Consider the following 18058-nt stretch of genomic DNA (forward strand, 5'->3'; position numbering starts at 1 on the left):
AACTTTAACATATGATGTGTTTAACTAAAAAAATCTAGATAATAATGGTGTTTTATTGAAAAATAAGTTTTTATAGTATATACAGTAAGTTATTTAAAGCATTTATGATAAAATAGTAGTATAACAATAAGCTAGAAGTAATATTATTAATAATTCAAATTTCATATGTAGGAGGAGTAGTTTTGCGAAAATTTTTATTGATATTTCTGCTATTAATAATGTTCATTACACCTATAAGTGTTAAGGCAGCAGATAAAAGCTATACTATAGACAAGTTAAGTATTACTGCCAATATTACTGAAAAAGGTGATGTTAATGAGAGACTTAAATGGCTTGCTTACAGACAATATCTTTTAGAATGCTTTACCAATTACAAACAAGATACAAGCCTTTTAGACATAGATGAAGCTCTTATATATGCTTCGGCTTTAGAAATAGAAGAAATTCATTCTAAAGCATTCTCTAAAAAATTAAGCGATCTTTCATATGAATCAACAGACAGTTATTCATATGCTATGTATAATAATTATTCATTTTTTCTTATGAATCTTTATATGTGGGATAGTATTAGTGATAGTATATATAACAACAGCATAGATAATAGTAATAACAATAACAATAATGGTGGTGGAAATGATGGGGGCTTTGGAGGGTTCTCAGGTGGTGGAGACTTCTCCGGTGGAGGAGGAGGAGATTCTGGAGCTTTCTAAATCAAATACTTTGTACAGATAAGAAGCAGTAAATAAAAAGTCAACCCAGAAAACCAAACATTGGGTTGATTTTTATTATGTATAGTCATTGAGTATTTTAAGTTAATGTGATATTCTAATTTATAAATGTGATATAAGGGAGGAGTATTTATGAATAAATTAGTTAAAGTATTACATGAAAATGATATATTTCCTCAATATATAGGTACACCAATTGAAAAACTTTTAAAATATCATAATTTAGGATATGATTTTCAAAAACATGATAAAGCCGAATTATTAGTAGGAATGTGCATGGATAATCGTAAACAACTTAATATTCCAAATAATTTTTCATATATCATCCGTTCCGGTGGTGGAAACTTACGTTATAGTGAATTCAAAGTATCCTATGCTGTGGCTATTGGAGGTATTAAAACAATAGCTTTAATAGGCCATAATAATTGTGGAATGGTAAATTTAATATCTAAAAAAGAGCGTTTTATTAAAGGATTAGTTGAAGATGCCGGATGGGATGAAAAACACGCAGAAGAACACTTCACAAGTTTTGCCCCAATGTTTGAAATTGAAAATGAAATAGATTTTTTACTAAGTGAAGCAAAAAGGTTAAAGGAAAAGTATCCAAAGATAGCAGTGGTACCATTATTCTATAATTTAGACGATAATCTTTTATATTTAATTGAAGAAAGTTAGTATTAGTAATATCAAGTTATAACTAAGCTTAATAATTTATATTTAAAACACTAAGCAAAACTTTGACAGTAGCTTTTCATGAACGAAATAACTTTTTAAGGTATATTCATGAAAGAAAAAAAATCATTGAATAAAGTATATATAAACAATTTTTCTGCACTATTAAAATTGTTTATATATACTTTTTCTATTTTATCCCATGACTACCCGCTCTAATACTCCCATATAATTCAAGTTTTACTTTATAAACAATATTTTTAATATTAACTATCTATGCTACAATAATCATGTAAAAAACATTATAATAAATCGTAAATTGTAAATAATTATAATAGGTGATAATATATGGATATTAATAGTAAGCTTACCAAACAGATAGATGAAATGAGATATTTAACTGTAGAAAATGCCTGGAGATATAGGGTAATCCTTAGATATTTTTATCTTCAATATGAAAAAATGAAATATTGGATGTATAAGGAAGAAGTTTTCGAAGAACTAAAGAAACATGAAAAATTTATGGAATACACTATGGATCAATGTAAGCAAGATCTGGATGTGCTTATCTCCTGGAGAAACCTATTGGCAATTCAGGACACTTCAAAGGTTGCTACAGTAGAAGAGTTTAAAAATAAGCAATTCAGATATCAGCTGTCAGAATATAGCGTTGAGATTGAAAGGTTAACTATAAAGCTTGAAAATTTATTTGTAGAAAGTGCTTCACTAGAACCTTCATTATTGGAAAGAATTAAGGAAGAGATTGAAAAGCTTCCTCAAATGGCTAATGAGGATAACAGAGAGGTTGGAAGTTGGTGGAGTTCTTTAAATAATGATTTTAAAAGACTTAATCAAAACTATCAGGATTATATAAGAGACTTGTACAGCTTGAAAGCTGAAGAGATGATGAAGACAAGAGAATTTTTAGTTTTTAAGGACAAATTTATTGATTATTTAAGAGATTTTATAAAGGGACTTCAATATAATTCTAATGCTATAGAGTATATTTTAAAGCAGCTGGAGCACAGCACTGTAGAAACAGTTTTAGAAAAGGCTTTTGCCTATGAAAAATCCATACCCAGAATTGACTTGGAGATTTCTGATGAGGTTATAAAAGACAATATTTATGGACGATGGAATAATCTTAAGGAATGGTTTTTGGGTTCCGCAGGTTTAGAAAGTGAAGCCTCAAAGCTATTAAATATAACTAATGAAATCATAAGAAAGATAACTAGATTTGCTTCTCAAATTGCAGAAAGCAGAAATAGTGCGGCTAACAGAAAGGAAGAATATAAAAAGCTTTGTGAGATGTTTTTAAATTGTGACACTTTAGATGAAGCACACAAGTTATCAAGTCTCGCCTTTGGAATATTTAATATGAAGCATATAAAAGGTGAGATAAATAGAAAAACGGAGAGTATAAATAGCGGTATCTTTGAAGAAGAGCCTTATATTCAAAATGTAAAGCCTAGAATCAGAGCTTATAAAGAAAAAAATATCAGAAACCCTATTGTTAATAATGAAAAAAGAAAGAGTGAAATGCTCCATAGAATTATAAAAATAAGAGAAGAAGAAAGACGTATAATAGACAGCTACATAGTAGAGGATGTCATAGATTTTTCAAGGCTTCCAGAAATAGAAGCTCATGTAAGACTTACTCTTTTAAGATGGCTGAGTAAAGGGGTAAATTCACCGGATAACAAGGGGAAAACAGAAGATGGGAGAGTCTACAAAGTAGAGAATCCTAAAAATAAAGAAGATAAATGTAAGCTTTTATGTGCTGATGGTATTTTTGAGATGCCTGCATATATTATAAGATTTGAAAGAGTGATAGCATGAAGGAACTAGAAATATTATTGGAAAACTATTGGATAAGTAAAGATGATAATAAGGAACTTTATTATAGCATAAAAGACAGTATACCTAATTTCAAGAGCTTTCTTACAGAAAAGCTAGGGTATCAGGTTATTGTAAATCCAAATTTAATTAAGCTTGAAAAACTTCCAGGAAAGGCAGAGCCTTGGATGGGTATTGCAGATTTCGAAAGCAATATGGAATATGCATTTTTATGTATTCTATTGATGTTTTTAGAGGACAAGGGCAGAGAGGAACAGTTTGTGTTATCAGGAGTCACTGAGTTTATTCAGGGGAATTACATTGGGGAAGAGAAGGTAGACTGGACACTCTATAGACACAGAAGATGTCTAATTAAAGTTTTAAGATTTGCAGTGGACCTTAAAATGATAAAAATAGATGATGGGGATGAGCAGGGCTTTGCCAATAGTATGGATACAGAAGTGCTGTATGAAAGTACAGGCTTTTCCAGATACTTTGTTAGGAACTTTACCACTAGTATATTGAATTACAATTCTTACAAAGATATTGAAAATGAAGAGTGGGGCGAGGTTGATACTGATAGAGGTATTATAAGAAGGCAGAGAGTATATAGAAGACTTGTCATGGGTCCTGTAGTTTACAATGAAGGTGCTGAAGATGTGGATTATGATTATATAAAAAAGCAGAGAGGTATGATAGCTAATGATTTAGAGCTGTTTTTAGATTATGATCTTCATGTACATAGAAATGGTGCCTTAGTTGTTTTAAATAGAGAAAAGAATATGAAGGATACATTTCCAGGAGGAAGAGCTATAAGCGATGTGGTGCTGATGTTTAATTCATTAATAACAGAAAAGGTAAAAAGAAAAGAGCTTAACCTAAAGGTAGATGACAGCATTATAATATCCAAAGCACATTTCGAAAGTATAGTTGAAGAGCTTAAACTCAGCTTCAGCTCTGGTTGGAGTAAGGAATATAGGGAGAGGTCACTTGGTGCCTTAAGTGAAGATATAATTAAATATATGAAAGATTTTAATATGCTTAAAGTTTTAAAGGATGGTAAGGAAATACACATATTACCTCTTACTGGTAAGGTTATAGGCAGCTATCCTCAAGCCTTTAAAGAAGCAGCCTTAGAGAAAGGAGATAGTTAATATATGGATAATAACAGATGGATTATAAATAGAGCAGGTCTTGTTAACTTTTGGTATTATGACGAGGAGGAATTTAACTTTTCTGATGGAAGGCTTCTTTTAAGAGGTTCTAATGGTTCAGGAAAATCTGTTACTATGCAGAGTTTTATTCCTCTTCTATTAGATGGTAATAAAAGCCCGGAAAGACTTGACCCCTTTGGTTCTAAAGCTAGAAAGATAGAAAATTATCTGCTGGGTGATGAAGAAAGCGGTAAAGATGAATCTTTAGGGTATCTATACATGGAATTTCAAAAGAGAGAAACTGAAAACTACCTTACTATAGGTATGGGTTTTAAGGCTGTTAGAGGTAAGTCTATAAAGTCTTGGGGTTTTGCCATAACAGACGGCAGGAGAATAGGGAAGGACTTTTTTCTATATAAAAATGTAGGAGAAAAGCTGCCTTTAACTATGAAAGAGCTGGAAAATAGAATAGGAGCCGGGGGACAGGTTCGTGAAGGTCAAGGAGATTATATGAGGTTGGTAAATGATCTTCTTTTTGGGTTTAACGATATAGAGGAATATGAGGAATTGGTAAAGCTTATGGTTCAGCTTAGAACTCCAAAGCTTTCTAAGGACTTTAAGCCTACAGTAGTATATGAAATAATGGAAAATTCACTGCAGCCTCTTTCTGAGGATGATTTAAGACCAATGTCAGAGGCCATAGAGAATATGGATAATATAAAAAGCAGATTAGAGGAGCTTAAGGAAAGTAAAAAGGCAGCAGATAAAATAAAAGGAGCTTTTGATAAATATAACAGCTTTGTAATAGCTGACAAAGCTAAATTATACGTGGATAACAAAAATCAGGTTGAAAAGTTTCAAAAGGATAAGGCAAGTTATGTAGAAGAAAGAAATAGAGCGGAAAGATCATATAAAGAAGCTGAGGAAGAGCTTAATCATCTAGATATACAGCTAAAAACCAATGAAGAAAAAAAGAAAGAGTTAGATAAGCATGATAGTGTTCACATAAGAGAAAAAATGGTTCAGCTGGAGGAGAATATTGGGACTTTAAATAAGGAAAAAGGTGATAAGGAAACACAGCTTGGAAGAAAAAGAGAAAGTGAACGCCAGGTATTTGACAGCATAAGAGAATTTGAAGGTAAAAAGCATAGTGTTACTTCAAAGCTGGAAAGTAAGCTGCAGGATATGGATGCTGCTGCTGAGGAATTTGTATTTGATGAGCAGGAATTTTTAAAAGATGAGTTAAAGAAGTCTATAACTAAAGAATACAGCTTTTCATACATTAAAGACAGCCTAAATAAATATACGTTGAGTATAGATAATGCTGTAAAAGCTCTTGAAGAGGAAGAAAGAAAAAATCTAGAGTACGACAAGGCACTTCAGGAGCTTGAAAAAAGTAAAGCTGAAAGAGATGAGAAAAATAGAATATTAGAACAGGCAACCTTGCTTATGGAGGAGACCAAGCAGGAGTATGTAGAAAAAATATATGGCTGGAGAAAAGAAAATAAGGAACTAAAGCTTTCTGATGACACAATAGTTAAGGTAGCTAGAGATGTAAGTAATTTTGATGATACTAAAAGTTTTGATGCTGTACTTGAACATATTAGAAGTGAGTACAATGGTTTTCAGGATGTGTTAAATAAAAGTCTTTACGAAGCTAAAGGTGAAAAAGCTAAGTGGGAAAAGTTAGCTAAGGAAAAGAAAGTAGAAATTGATCAGTGGAGATTTAAGAAGGATCCAGAGCCTTCTAGAGAAGACAAGGTATTATTAAACAGAGAAGCATTAAATAATGAGGGCATACCTTTTATTCCTCTGTATAAAGCTGTAGATTTTAATAAGGATATTTCTGAAGAAGTTAAAGGACGAATAGAGGAAGCACTTCTGGATATGGGCTTGTTGGATGCTTTAATAGTTCCAGAAAAATATAAAGATAAAGTATCTTCAATTAATAATGAAGGTGCAGATAAGTATTTATTTCCTTCACCAAAGTTTTTAATGCATGACTTATCAGAACTTCTAAAAGTGGATTCCATTGAAGTAAAAGGCATAAGTCATGAGGATATAGATAATGTACTTAAGAGTATTCTTATTGACGAAAGCAAAGATAGTACTTATATAAATGAAAAAGGACAGTACAGTATAGGAATACTTAAAGGTAAGGTAACTAATAATTATGAACCTAAGTTTATAGGTGTTGCTGCAAGAAAAAAATATAGAGAAGAGCAAATAGAAAAGCTCTTAGAGGAATTAAAGGGCATAGAGGAGCAGATTTCACAGTATGATGGTGAAATAAATGAATTAAATTTAAGACTTGACATATTGAAAAAGGAATTTAATAATTTACCTTCTCATAAAGACCTTTTGATAGCCTCAGCAGAGATTAAGGAAGCACAGTTTAATTATAATATGAGCAGTGATATTGTAGTTAAAAAGTCGGAAGAGGAAAGAATTCTATATGAAGAGCTTAAAAAAGTAAAAGAAAAGGTATATGAGCTTACTTATAAGCTGCCTCTTAAAGGAAATCTGCAAGTCTACAGGGAGGCTTTAGAGGCTGCAAGAGATTATAAGGATGAACTTTATGAGCTGGAAAAAATTCATGGTATTCTTCTTCAAATAGTAGAAAAGTTAACTATGCTGGAGTCACAAAAGGAAGATTTACTGGAGGATATGGATAACCTACAGTATGACATAAACATAACAGAGCGAAAATTACAGGAAGCTGTTATTAATCACAATAATCTAAAGGAACAGCTTACTCTTTCAGATTATGAGGCTGTAAAGCAAGAATTGGATGAATGCATAAGGATTTTAAGAGAAATCCCAAACAAGAAAATACAAGCTGTAAGAAAAAGTGAAATGGAAAAGAATAATTTTAATAATAGTATTCAAAGTCTTTCTAAAGTAGAGGAAGATTTGGAGTTCTATAAAAGATTAACGGATTTATATGAGGAAGCCTTTAAGGAAGAATGCAGCTTAGGTTATTCGGTACAGGCAGAGAATAATGAAGATTATTTTAAGCTTGCAAAAAAGATTGTAAAAGAAACTTTAGCAGAGGAAAAATCTACAAAGGATAAGGAGGACTATGTTAATACTCTTTATCAAAGATTTCAAGAAAATAATCAATATCTAAGAGAGTACAGCGTTAAAATGGAAACTATATTTGATATTAGTATCGAGGAAGAAAATGCTGAAATAGCTAGAGCTGCAGCTAAGCGTAAAAGGCTTAATGTGGTGGGAAAGGTAAGAGGAAAAGAAGTAAATTTTTATAAGCTTATAGATTTTATGTTAGAAGGTATAGAGGAAAATGAAAAGCTGTTAAGGGAAAGCGATAGACAGCTCTTTGAAGATATTTTGGTTAAGAATATAAGTAAGAAAATAAGAGCTAAAATATTCCATAGTGAGCAGTGGGTTAAGAAGATGAATGAGCTTATGGAAGCTATGAATACCTCCAGTGGATTATCCTTTAGTTTAAAATGGAGCAGTAAAAAGGCAGAAACAGAGGAACAGTTAGACACAAAGGAACTGGTAGAGCTTTTAAAGCAGGATGGTAATCTAATGAGGGAAGAGGATTTAAATAAGCTGTCAGAGCATTTTAGATCTAAAATAGCTCAGGCAAGAAGAAGTCTTGAGGATAAAGGGCAAAATCAAACCTTCCACAGCATAATGAGGGAAATTCTAGATTATAGAAAATGGTTTGAATTTAAACTTTTCTTTGTAAAAACTGGACAGAATAAAAAGGAGCTTACTAATACTGCCTTCTTCCAATTTAGCGGAGGAGAAAAAGCCATGGCCATGTATGTGCCTCTTTTCTCAGCAGTTTATGCTCGTTATGAAGGTGGAAGAAAGGATAGTCCAAGAATTATATCCTTAGATGAAGCTTTTGCTGGGGTTGATGAAAAGAATATAAGGGATATGTTCAGACTTTTAAGTGAATTAGGTTTAGACTATATTATAAATTCTCAGATATTATGGGGAGATTATGATACAGTGCCATCTCTTTCAGTTTGTGAACTTATAAGACCAGATAATGCGGATTTTGTCACGGTTATAAGGTATAACTGGAATGGTAAGGTTAAGGAACTGGTGGTGTAACTCTTATGAATAAGGAAGAAATATTGCTTAAGGAATGTGTAGATTATTTTAAGAGTACCTCGGGCTTTAAAAGGACACTGCAAAACATAAGAAAAAAATATGAATCTCTCGGAACCTTGGGAGGAACTGTAGTATTAAATAACTTGAAGGAAGATGAAAAAGAAGCATTAACAGGGTTATTTAGAAAAGACTATTATAAGAAATCTACCTCTTTTAAGGTTGAAGCCTTTGTTAAAGCTTTAGATAACACTAAGTTTCAGGGAATAGCTTTTGATAAAGTCCTTGAAGAATATTTTGGAGAAAAGCTGCTTAGTAAAAAGGAAGAGAAGCTAATATATGATACAGAAAAACAGTTATATTTTCATGATATAATTGAGAATTTTAAAGAAACTAGAGCGGAACAATGGCTTTTATACTTACTTAAAAGTAAAGAAAATGCCTATAGAATAATAAGTCAGAAATATGATGAAGATAAAGAGCTGTTAAAGGAAAATCTAATATATGTATGTAATGCATATAACAACTTGACCTTTCAGGAGAACAGTACCATGAGGCTGGCACTGTTCTCCTCTATTATAACTAAAAATCCCCACAGCTTTGATAGTAATACAGACTGCGGAAATCTTTTAGTATACGCTATCTGCTATAGTTTAAAGGTAAAATATCCTGAAAATGCAGAAGAGTTAAGCGAAATTTTGTATACAGCGGGAATAATAAAAGATGAAGTTTCAAATTATACCCTTTGCAGTGGAATATTAGCTTACAGCAGCGAAAAGGAGCATATAGGCTGGAGAGGCTTTTATGAAGCAGAAGAACCTCTTCAAATTTCACTATGGAATATAAGTAAGCTGAATAGAGTGATAAGTCCAGCTGGAAAGGTTTATGTTTTTGAAAATCCAACGGTGTTTAGTGAAGTATTATATAGAATAGGTAACATAAAACCATCTCTTATATGTACCTTTGGTAATTTTAAATTGGCTTCTTTAATACTTATTGATAAGCTGGTACACAGTGGTGCAAAGATATATTATTCTGGTGATTTTGATCCAGAAGGTATAGTTATGGCAGACAGATTAAAGCAGAGATATGGGGAAAATGTTGTTTTGTGGAGATATACCGAAGAAGATTATATGAGTATAAAATCCTCAGTACAGTTAGAAGAGTATAGAATTAAGAAAATGAATAATATAAAAAGTGAAGAGTTTGCACATATTGCTGATGTTATAAGGATTAATAAATGTGCAGCTTATCAGGAGCTCCTTATTGATAAATATGTGGAAGATATAATTGCTACTGCACCTCTAGGGTAGTTTAAAATAAATATAGTGCTTTTAGCTTTGTGTCTTATAAAAAACAAAAGTGTAAATTCGTTATAAAGAACAAATTAGCTTTAATAACTGAAAGAAATAGAAGCAGTCCATTAGCAAGCAACTATGAATCTGATAAAAAGAGTTAGAATAAAGCTGTAATAGCTGAAATATTATATAGGTATACAGGGTAAAACAATCAATTACCTCGTATACCTATTTCAATCTCAAATATTTACTTAAATTCATGAATCTTTTGGAAGAAACTATAATAGAAAGAATGTATTGGGGAGGAAAAATGAATTTAGGAGAGAATATGATATATTTAGATGATTTTATAAGGATAATAATTGCTTGCTTTTTAGGTGGATTAATAGGTTACCAGAGACAAAAAAAAGGTATGTCTATGGGGCTGAGAACACATATAGTTGTTTGTGTAAGTGCTGCTCTAGTACAAATAATATCTATAGATTATAATTTACTGAATGAAGCTAATGTTGATGCAATGAGACTAGGTGCTCAGGTTATATCAGGAATCGGTTTTTTAGGAATGGCAAGTATAATTAAGGATGGTCGAACTGTTGTGGGATTGACCACGGCAGCAAGTATATGGTTTATTGCATGTGTGGGGTTGGCTGCTGGAAGTGGTTTATATATCCAAGCTACAATGGCTACTCTTGTTATTTATTTTATTCTTAAAGATATATTTAATTTAGATAAAAGAATTAAAAAGAACAGAGATAACGACAATGTTTACGAATTGGAGGTTATCTTAAATAGTGTTGTAGGTGATAGGGATAAAATCAACGTGATTCTTAATACTATTATTCAGAAGGGATTTGAAATTTCAGACATTCGTACAAATGCTGAAGATAAGAATAATGTGCTGATTATTATGGCTATAAGTTTACCACCAAATAAATTACCTAATGATATATTTGCAGAGTTACTTCAATATGAATATGTGAAAAAAGTTGCAATTGTTTAATTTAGGGGTGAAAAATCAGTGAACGAACTTGGAAGAAAAATGCTAAACAGAGTAATAATAAAAAGTGATTACCAATATTAGGAGGTAATATCCATGAATGATACTATAAATATATTAAAATCTCATAGATCCATAAGAAAATTTAAAAATCACCATATAGAGGATGAAAAAATAAGATTAATTATAGAATCTGCACAATGTGCTTCAACTTCCAGTTTTATCCAAGCCTACACAATTATAAGAGTAAATGATAGAGAAAAAAGAAAGGCTATGCAGCACTTGCTGCTCAAAATGCACTGATTGCTGTAGAATCCTTAGGTCTAGGAGGAGTTTACATAGGAGGAATTAGAAATAATCCTTCTGATATAAGTAAGATTCTGAATATACCTTCTAATGTATATCCTGTGTTTGGAATGTGCCTTGGATATCCAGATAATGATTCAGGCAAAAAGACTAGATTACCTTTGGATGTAATATTTAAAACAGACGAGTATACTACTGAAGGTGATGTAGAAAGGTTAGAAGAATATGATTCTTATATTAAAGAGTACTATACACAGAGAACTGCTGGAAGAAGAGTGGATACTTGGACAAATCAAATATCAAACTTAATGAGTAATCCTCAGAGACCTCATATGAGAGAGTTCTTAGAAAAACAGGGATTTAAGATGAAATAAAACATAAAGAGGTGTTGAGTAGTGGTGAAAAAGAGTACTAGAAATAGTGATATTTTACATAATTCAAAGGAAAACACATCCCCTAAGATATATGCATTGCTGGTGAAATTAGTAAATGATAATAGAGAAGATTTAGCGGAAGTGGTGTTAAAGGTTGACTATTTACTGCAATATGCCAGTACTTCTATAAAGCAAAAGGATTTTGAGGAAGCAAGGGAAGGTCTTAATGGAGCTAGAATGAGAATAGATATGCTGAAAAAAGAGGATGTTGATACAGAACATTTAGAATATCTATATGAGGGTATACATAAGAAGTGTAAGAAATAAGAAGATAACTCTATGAAAAGTTCTATAAAAGCTGAGTTAAAATAAATTTTATTGGGTGATTGAAAAACATGAAAATTAATAGATTATTAGCAATTATTATAATACTTCTTAATAGAGAAAAAATATCTGCTGTAGAATTATCAAAAAAGTTTGAGGTTTCCGTTAGAACAATTTATAGAGATATTGAAGCAATTAATATGGCTGGAATTCCTATTGTTTCTCAGCCGGGAAACAACGGGGGATTTTATATCATGGATAATTATAAGCTTAATCATCAGTTTTTAACACTTGAAGATATGATTTCTATTGTAGAAGCTTTAAAAAATATGAATGGTGTTTTAAGTGACAATCAGGTTGAAATAGCAATAGAAAAGATAAAGAGTATTGTACCAAAAGATAAGAAAGCGGTATTCGATTTACACTTTCAGCAGATGGTTATAGATAATTTGCCCTGGGGATTTAAAAAATCTGAAAAAGAAAGTTTAAAGTACAAAATTATATATGATGCTGTGGTAAGCAAACAATGTATAGCATTTAACTATAGAAACTCAAAAGGTGAATGTGATTGGAGAAAGGTTGAACCTTTAACTCTTGTTTTTAAAGGTTTTTCCTGGTATTTGTTTTCATTTTGTAGACTTAGAAATGATTACAGATTTTTCAAGTTATCTCGGATGGACAATTTATGTGTTTTGGATGAAGAAGTTGAGAGTCATAGGATGTCATACGAACAGTACGTCAATACTATTAATAATAAGCATGATAAGCAAAAGTCTACAAGAGTTATACTAAAATTTTCAGAAAAGGTAAGATACAGATTAGAGGATTACTTTGATAGTGATGAAATGAAGCTTACAGAAGATGGTAGTGTAATTGTAGATACTTATTTTTTAGAGGATGAATGGATTTATTCAATGATATTAAGTTATGGAGAATATGTTGAAGTAATTGATCCCAGCAGCATAAGAGAAATTATAAAAAATAAATGTGAAAAAATTTGTAACATGTATTCAAACATGACGTAATGCTGTCAAACTCTTCTTATATAATACAATTATGAATATAAGGAAGGGGAAATGAATTATGGAGCAAAAATATTGTCAAAGCTGCGGTATGCCAATGAACGAGGAACTTTATGGAACCGAAAGTAATTACGAGAGAAATAAAGAATACTGCATATATTGTTATGAAAATGGTAAATTTAAACAGCCAGATTTAACAATGGAGCAAATGATAGAAGTATGTATACCTTATATGAAAAAAGGTGGAATGAAGGAAGAAGAAGCAAGAGCATTAATGAATAGTGTTCTTCCTCAGTTAAAAAGATGGAAAAAGGAAGATATGCCAGCAAGGGTAATAGAAAAAGGTGAAATGATAGTAGTCGGCAAGGAAATACGAACAAGCAATAAGGATGGTCAATGTATGAAGGAAATTCCAGAATTTTGGAAGGAATTTTCAGCACAAAAGCTAGGTGATAAAATATGCAATAAGGTGAATCCTAATTCAATATTAGGAGTATATACTGATTATGAAAGCAATGAGACGGGAACATATTCTTTTATCATTGGGTTTCAGGTTAGTCATGTTGATTCCATACCTGAAGGAATGGTTGATAAAGTTATTCCTGCCTCAAAATATTACGTTGTTACTGTGAAAGGTAAAATGCCGGACAAGATTGGAGAAGCTTGGGCTCACATATGGGGTGCAGGACTTGAAAGAACATATACAGCTGACTTCGAACTGTATGATGAAAGATACGATGGAAGTGAGAATTCTGAAGTGGATATATATGTATCTAGAAAGTAAAATAGAATTAGATAGATTTTTACCCAATCTAATTCTTAGTGAAGCTAGTCCAGAGGCTTAGTTATTGTAAAAATAAGTAAGGGTTGTGTGCAATGGTAAGGGAAGTAAATGCAAAAACAATTTTAATAACAAGTAAAAATCCAACAGCATGGTTCGGTGTTAAGTATGTCATGAATATTTATAGAGGGTGTCAGCATGGGTGCATATATTGTGATTCGCGTAGTGAATGCTATCGAATTGATGACTTTGAGGATATTATTATTAAAATAAATGCAGTTGAGTTACTAAAAAAAGAGCTTTCACGAAAAAGAGTAAAAGGAACAATTGGTACAGGTGCTATGAGTGATCCGTATATGCCAATTGAAAATAAGTATAAACTTACACAGAAAGCTCTTAAGGTAATCGCTGACAATAAGTACCCTGTTCATATTATTACAAAAAGCAATTTGGTTTTGCGAGACGTTGATATACTTCAAGAAATAAATAATATATATGCCTCCGTTGCAATTACAATAACTACTGCAGATGATTTGCTTGCACGAAAAGTAGAGCCCTGGGTATGTGCATCTTCTGATAGATTTAAAGCCATAGGAATACTTTCAACCTTGGGTATATGTGTAGGAATAACTATGATGCCCATATTACCATTTATTCAAGATAACGAAAAAAATATAATAGAAATAATAAAGATGGCAAAAGAATATGGAGCTAAATTTATCTGCCCTTCATTTGGTATGACTTTGAGAGACCGTCAAAGGGAGTATTATTATTCAAGGCTAGATGAGTTGTTCCCAGGTATAAGGAATAAATATGAAAAGAAATTTGGAAATAATTATGGATGTAATGCTAATAATGTAGTTAAACTTAAAAATACATTTTATGAATCCTGTGAAAAATATGGTATTTCCACTAAAATGCCTTCATATGAGAAAAAGTTATCTGAAGTTCAATTGAGTTTTTTGAAATAACCTGTAAACAACATAATGTGCTTACAGGTTATGTTTCTAAAATACTATAAATCTTTATCAACATAAATTTTAGTAGAAATAAGTAAGGATATAAGTAATATTATAAATAATACTGCTAGAATAAACATAGTTACTAACCAGTTAGGCTGGGTATTTAGATAAGCTATAAACTTAGGAATGTTACCCTTACCTAGATTTTCAGCTAAAAAGGTTGGAATAAAAAAGGCACACATAAAAAGAATCATATTAAAATACTTTGATTTTAGATAACCAAACTTAAAATAAATAGGAAAGTACAGAGAGCTTAAAAGTAGAATACTGGTGCTACATCCTAGTATATTACCAGAAGTCATTAATTCATTAAGATGCCCAAAGCCAGAAAGTTTCAATATAGTTGTAATTAGGAATGAAATAACTACTCCAATAAATATAAAAACAAGTACAGAAATATATTTTGATATAACTATATCTTTTCTGTTTATAGGCAAGCTGTTAAGTATAATATAGGACTTATTCTTATCGTCACAAGCACTGGCATAGATTATAAACATATATGCAATAACTGATGGGGTGGTAATATAAACCATAATATCTTCTAAGGTAGCCTTTTCAATTAAAGCGTTATCCCTAAATAGTTTTTTTATTTTATCAGTATTACTTGTTAAGGCCTCAAAGCCAAAAGAATTTTCCCTTATTCCAACAAATTCCTTTCTTATATCCCTATCTAAAAGTGATTTATCACCCTTTACAATACTGTAGGTTTCAAGAATATCATCCTTCGTAGATGAAAATACTACCTTTCCCTTATTCAAGAATGTAATATAGTCTGCAACCTTTTCTAAGTCAGTAGTAATGTGTGTTGAAAAAAATATACTTTTGTTTTCATCCTGTATGATGGAGTAAAGAATATCAAGCAGTTCACTTCTAAAAACAGGATCTAATCCTGAGGTAGGTTCGTCCATTATAATAAGCTCTGCTCCATGAGAAAGGGCAATAGCAAGAGAGTATTTCATTTTCATACCCTTTGACAAATCCTTTATTTTTTTCTTTTTAGAAAGATTAAAATCAGAGATATACTTATCAAAAGTTTTGTTATCCCAATATTTATAAAAGGGAGCTATTATATCCTTCATTTCTACTAAACTCAATTCTTCATAAAAGTAATTCTCATCATAAACAAAGCCTATTCTTTGCTTTATATCTTTTTCTTTATTAATGTTATCAAGTCCAAAAATTTTTATTTCACCAGCATTTCTCTTGATTAGATTCATAATAAGTTTAATAGTAGTGCTTTTTCCAGAGCCATTTGGACCTATAAAACCCATAATATATCCTTTTTTTAATTGAAAGCTTACATTATATTAAATTAAATAAAAGAAGATTTTCAATAGGATAATTACAAATATATAATACATAATAATAAAAAACTTTCTTGAATACTTAATTATCTTTAATTAAGTATTCAAGAAAGTTTTTTATTTAGGATTAACACCAAAATGTATCCTTAGTAGCTTAAGCTATTAATATGTGGTTATTGTACTTAAGTAAAATTCTATAACAGTACAATCTTTACAGAACGTTCTTATCTTAGGTTTATGCATTAAGAACCTCTTCTTGATGTCTTTTTAGTTAAGCTACTACTATAATGTTTAAACCTTTGAAACAAAGCTGATTATTTATTACAAGAAAACATAGCGAAGCAACAGATCAATTCAACAATATTAATAAAAGTTCTCTAATCTTTATCGTTATCTAGTACTACACAGTTTTTTATAGTTTCATCACATAAATTATATTTTAATTTATAATCAAAAAAATTGTTTTTATGAGCCCAATCACACATCATCTCAAGCATAGGAAGAACTTCTCTACCATTAGATATAATTGAATACTCAACTCTTGGTGGAACTTCAGGGTATACTCTTCTTTCTATCAGCTCATCGTCCTCAAGCTCTCTTAACTGTTTTGTTAATACTCTGTGGGTTATATCTGGTATTAAATGCTGAAGTTGACTGAATCTTAAAGTATTAAATTCTCCAAGAAACCATAAGATTAGAGGTTTCCACTTGCCTCCTATAATACTAAAAGCTACTTCAAGTTCACATATGGCTTCTCTTGTTTTTTTGTTTTCCTCGCCCATAAATACCCTCCTAATTTACATAGTTTATTAGTATCATACAGAATACTATCTATCAGTAAAGTGCATTCTTGTATATTATAATACATATGACTATACTATAGGTAGTAATTATTGTAAAAATATTAATTAGATTATAGGAGGTATTTTTTATGAATTTCAATTATTATATGCCAACAAAAATTTTATTTGGACCTGGTAAGCTGAATGAACTTTCTAAAGAGACTCTTCCAGGTAAAAAAGCCTTAATAGTTATTTCCTCAGGTAATTCTGTGAAAAAAAATGGCTCTTTAAATCGTCTAGAAAATATATTAGCTAACAAAGGAATTGAATATATAGTATTTAATAAAATACTACCTAATCCTATTAAAACTCACGTCATGGAAGGAGCAGCTCTTGCAAAGGAAGAAAATTGTGATTTTGTAATAGGACTTGGTGGTGGCAGCAGTATTGACTCAGCAAAAAGTATTGCTGTTATGGCAAAAAATCCTGGAGACTACTGGGATTATATATTTGGTGGATCTGGAAAAGGAATGCCTGTAGAAAATGGCGCGCTTCCTATTGTTGCTATAACTACAACAGCTGGAACTGGTACAGAGGCTGACCCGTGGACAGTTATAACAAAAGAAGATACCAATGAAAAAATAGGCTTTGGTTGTCAATATACATTTCCGGTACTGTCAGTAGTTGATCCAGAACTTATGCTAACAGTACCTGAACACCTTACAGCTTATCAAGGTTTTGACGCACTTTTTCATTCAACAGAAGGATATATTGCAAATGTAGCAAATCCAATCAGTGATGCTTATGCTCTTAAAAGTATTGAATTAATAGCTAAATATTTACCTACATGTGTGAAGGATGGAAACAATATTGAAGCACGTACTAATGTAGCTTTAGCTAACACTCTTTCCGGGCTTGTGGAATCTACATCAAGATGTACATCTGAACACTCTATGGAACATGCACTTAGTGCTAATCATCCTAAACTTCCACATGGTGCAGGACTTATAATGTTATCAGAGTCATATTACACATTTTTTGCATCTAAAGTACCTGATAAATTTATAGCAATGGCAAGGGCTATGGGGGTTGATGTGGATTCTCTTCCAGAAGAACAACGTCCTATGTCATTTGTAAAAGCACTAGTTAAGCTCCAAGAACAATGTGGTGTACATAATCTTCAAATGTCAAACTACGGAATTGAAAAAGAAGAGATTCCTAGCCTAGCTGAAAATGCACGCCAAACTATGGGAGGACTATTTGAAGTAGATCCTTACAAGCTATCTCTTGAGGAAACAATAGAAATTATGTCTAAGGCATATAAATAAAATGAAATTCACAGGGGCTGTATCAAAATAGTTTTTTA

At 31.4% G+C, this 18058-nt stretch carries 15 protein-coding genes and 2 pseudogenes; 15 read left to right on the top strand and 2 right to left on the bottom strand.

Annotated features, from left to right (window positions below; all coding sequences use genetic code 11):
* The first annotated feature begins 182 nt into the window (after positions 1–182).
* The 14 genes and pseudogenes from HGI79_RS06850 to HGI79_RS06905 all read left to right on the top strand — a co-directional run bounded on the left by HGI79_RS06850 (position 183) and on the right by HGI79_RS06905 (position 14552).
* Positions 183–710, top strand: coding sequence for a hypothetical protein (locus HGI79_RS06850; RefSeq protein WP_185649924.1), 528 nt, complete (start codon positions 183–185; stop codon positions 708–710).
* Positions 711–860: 150 nt separating this feature from the next.
* Positions 861–1403 carry a carbonic anhydrase gene (locus tag HGI79_RS06855; RefSeq protein ID WP_185649925.1) on the top strand — a complete coding sequence of 181 codons (543 nt, stop codon included), beginning with the start codon at positions 861–863 and terminating at the stop codon, positions 1401–1403.
* Between the two features lie 345 nt (positions 1404–1748).
* Positions 1749–3239 (top strand): TIGR02677 family protein, encoded by a 1491-nt coding sequence (locus HGI79_RS06860; RefSeq protein ID WP_185649926.1) that lies wholly within the window; start codon positions 1749–1751, stop codon positions 3237–3239.
* Entirely contained in the window at positions 3236–4390 is a 1155-nt protein-coding gene (locus HGI79_RS06865; RefSeq protein ID WP_185649927.1) for a TIGR02678 family protein, read from the top strand. Before HGI79_RS06860 ends, HGI79_RS06865 begins: the two co-directional genes overlap by 4 nt.
* A gap of 3 nt (positions 4391–4393) precedes the next feature.
* Positions 4394–8482 carry a TIGR02680 family protein gene (locus HGI79_RS06870; RefSeq protein WP_185649928.1) on the top strand — a complete coding sequence of 1363 codons (4089 nt, stop codon included), beginning with the start codon at positions 4394–4396 and terminating at the stop codon, positions 8480–8482.
* A gap of 5 nt (positions 8483–8487) precedes the next feature.
* Entirely contained in the window at positions 8488–9792 is a 1305-nt protein-coding gene (locus HGI79_RS06875) for a TIGR02679 family protein (RefSeq protein ID WP_185649929.1), read from the top strand.
* 295 nt (positions 9793–10087) lie between these two features.
* Positions 10088–10777, top strand: coding sequence for an MgtC/SapB family protein (locus HGI79_RS06880; RefSeq protein WP_241428160.1), 690 nt, complete (start codon positions 10088–10090; stop codon positions 10775–10777).
* A 93-nt stretch (positions 10778–10870) separates the two neighbouring features.
* Complete coding sequence (locus HGI79_RS22470) at positions 10871–11077, top strand: nitroreductase family protein (protein ID WP_207725724.1); 207 nt, start codon at positions 10871–10873, stop codon at positions 11075–11077.
* Positions 11077–11145: pseudogene (locus HGI79_RS23650) on the top strand (hypothetical protein); the annotation flags it as partial. The gene HGI79_RS22470 and the pseudogene HGI79_RS23650, both read left to right, overlap by 1 nt.
* Positions 11146–11181: 36 nt before the next feature.
* Positions 11182–11454, top strand: coding sequence for a hypothetical protein (locus tag HGI79_RS06885; protein ID WP_241428161.1), 273 nt, complete (start codon positions 11182–11184; stop codon positions 11452–11454).
* Between the two features lie 21 nt (positions 11455–11475).
* Positions 11476–11781 (top strand): hypothetical protein, encoded by a 306-nt coding sequence (locus tag HGI79_RS06890; protein ID WP_185649930.1) that lies wholly within the window; start codon positions 11476–11478, stop codon positions 11779–11781.
* 68 nt (positions 11782–11849) lie between these two features.
* Positions 11850–12803: a YafY family protein gene (locus HGI79_RS06895; RefSeq protein ID WP_185649931.1), complete on the top strand. Its 954-nt coding sequence runs from the start codon at positions 11850–11852 to the stop codon at positions 12801–12803.
* 58 nt (positions 12804–12861) lie between these two features.
* Complete coding sequence (locus HGI79_RS06900; protein WP_185649932.1) at positions 12862–13584, top strand: effector binding domain-containing protein; 723 nt, start codon at positions 12862–12864, stop codon at positions 13582–13584.
* A gap of 92 nt (positions 13585–13676) precedes the next feature.
* Positions 13677–14552 (top strand): radical SAM protein, encoded by an 876-nt coding sequence (locus HGI79_RS06905; RefSeq protein WP_185649933.1) that lies wholly within the window; start codon positions 13677–13679, stop codon positions 14550–14552.
* A 44-nt stretch (positions 14553–14596) separates the two neighbouring features.
* On the opposite strand, the pseudogene HGI79_RS23180 reads toward HGI79_RS06905, so the two are convergent.
* Positions 14597–15910: pseudogene (locus HGI79_RS23180) on the bottom strand (ABC-2 transporter permease); the annotation flags it as partial.
* A gap of 377 nt (positions 15911–16287) precedes the next feature.
* Positions 16288–16692 carry a helix-turn-helix domain-containing protein gene (locus tag HGI79_RS06915; RefSeq protein WP_185649935.1) on the bottom strand — a complete coding sequence of 135 codons (405 nt, stop codon included), beginning with the start codon at positions 16690–16692 and terminating at the stop codon, positions 16288–16290.
* Positions 16693–16841: 149 nt separating this feature from the next.
* On the opposite strand from HGI79_RS06915, the gene HGI79_RS06920 reads away from it, so the two are divergent.
* Positions 16842–18020, top strand: a complete 1179-nt coding sequence (locus tag HGI79_RS06920) for an iron-containing alcohol dehydrogenase (protein WP_185649936.1) — start codon at positions 16842–16844, stop codon at positions 18018–18020.
* Positions 18021–18058 lie beyond the last annotated feature (38 nt).

Source organism: Clostridium sp. DJ247, assembly GCF_014231265.1.

Bases quoted from the DNA above. Each gene is read 5' to 3' on its own strand.
- HGI79_RS06920 (WP_185649936.1), top strand. From the start codon at position 16,842: ATGAATTTCAATTATTATATGCCAACAAAAATTTTATTTGGACCTGGT.
- HGI79_RS06915 (WP_185649935.1), bottom strand. From the start codon at position 16,692: ATGGGCGAGGAAAACAAAAAAACAAGAGAAGCCATATGTGAACTTGAA.
- HGI79_RS06905 (WP_185649933.1), top strand. From the start codon at position 13,677: ATGGTAAGGGAAGTAAATGCAAAAACAATTTTAATAACAAGTAAAAAT.
- HGI79_RS06855 (WP_185649925.1), top strand. From the start codon at position 861: ATGAATAAATTAGTTAAAGTATTACATGAAAATGATATATTTCCTCAA.
- HGI79_RS06865 (WP_185649927.1), top strand. From the start codon at position 3,236: ATGAAGGAACTAGAAATATTATTGGAAAACTATTGGATAAGTAAAGAT.
- HGI79_RS06895 (WP_185649931.1), top strand. From the start codon at position 11,850: ATGAAAATTAATAGATTATTAGCAATTATTATAATACTTCTTAATAGA.
- HGI79_RS22470 (WP_207725724.1), top strand. From the start codon at position 10,871: ATGAATGATACTATAAATATATTAAAATCTCATAGATCCATAAGAAAA.
- HGI79_RS06900 (WP_185649932.1), top strand. From the start codon at position 12,862: ATGGAGCAAAAATATTGTCAAAGCTGCGGTATGCCAATGAACGAGGAA.
- HGI79_RS06860 (WP_185649926.1), top strand. From the start codon at position 1,749: ATGGATATTAATAGTAAGCTTACCAAACAGATAGATGAAATGAGATAT.
- HGI79_RS06880 (WP_241428160.1), top strand. From the start codon at position 10,088: ATGAATTTAGGAGAGAATATGATATATTTAGATGATTTTATAAGGATA.
- HGI79_RS06870 (WP_185649928.1), top strand. From the start codon at position 4,394: ATGGATAATAACAGATGGATTATAAATAGAGCAGGTCTTGTTAACTTT.
- HGI79_RS06875 (WP_185649929.1), top strand. From the start codon at position 8,488: ATGAATAAGGAAGAAATATTGCTTAAGGAATGTGTAGATTATTTTAAG.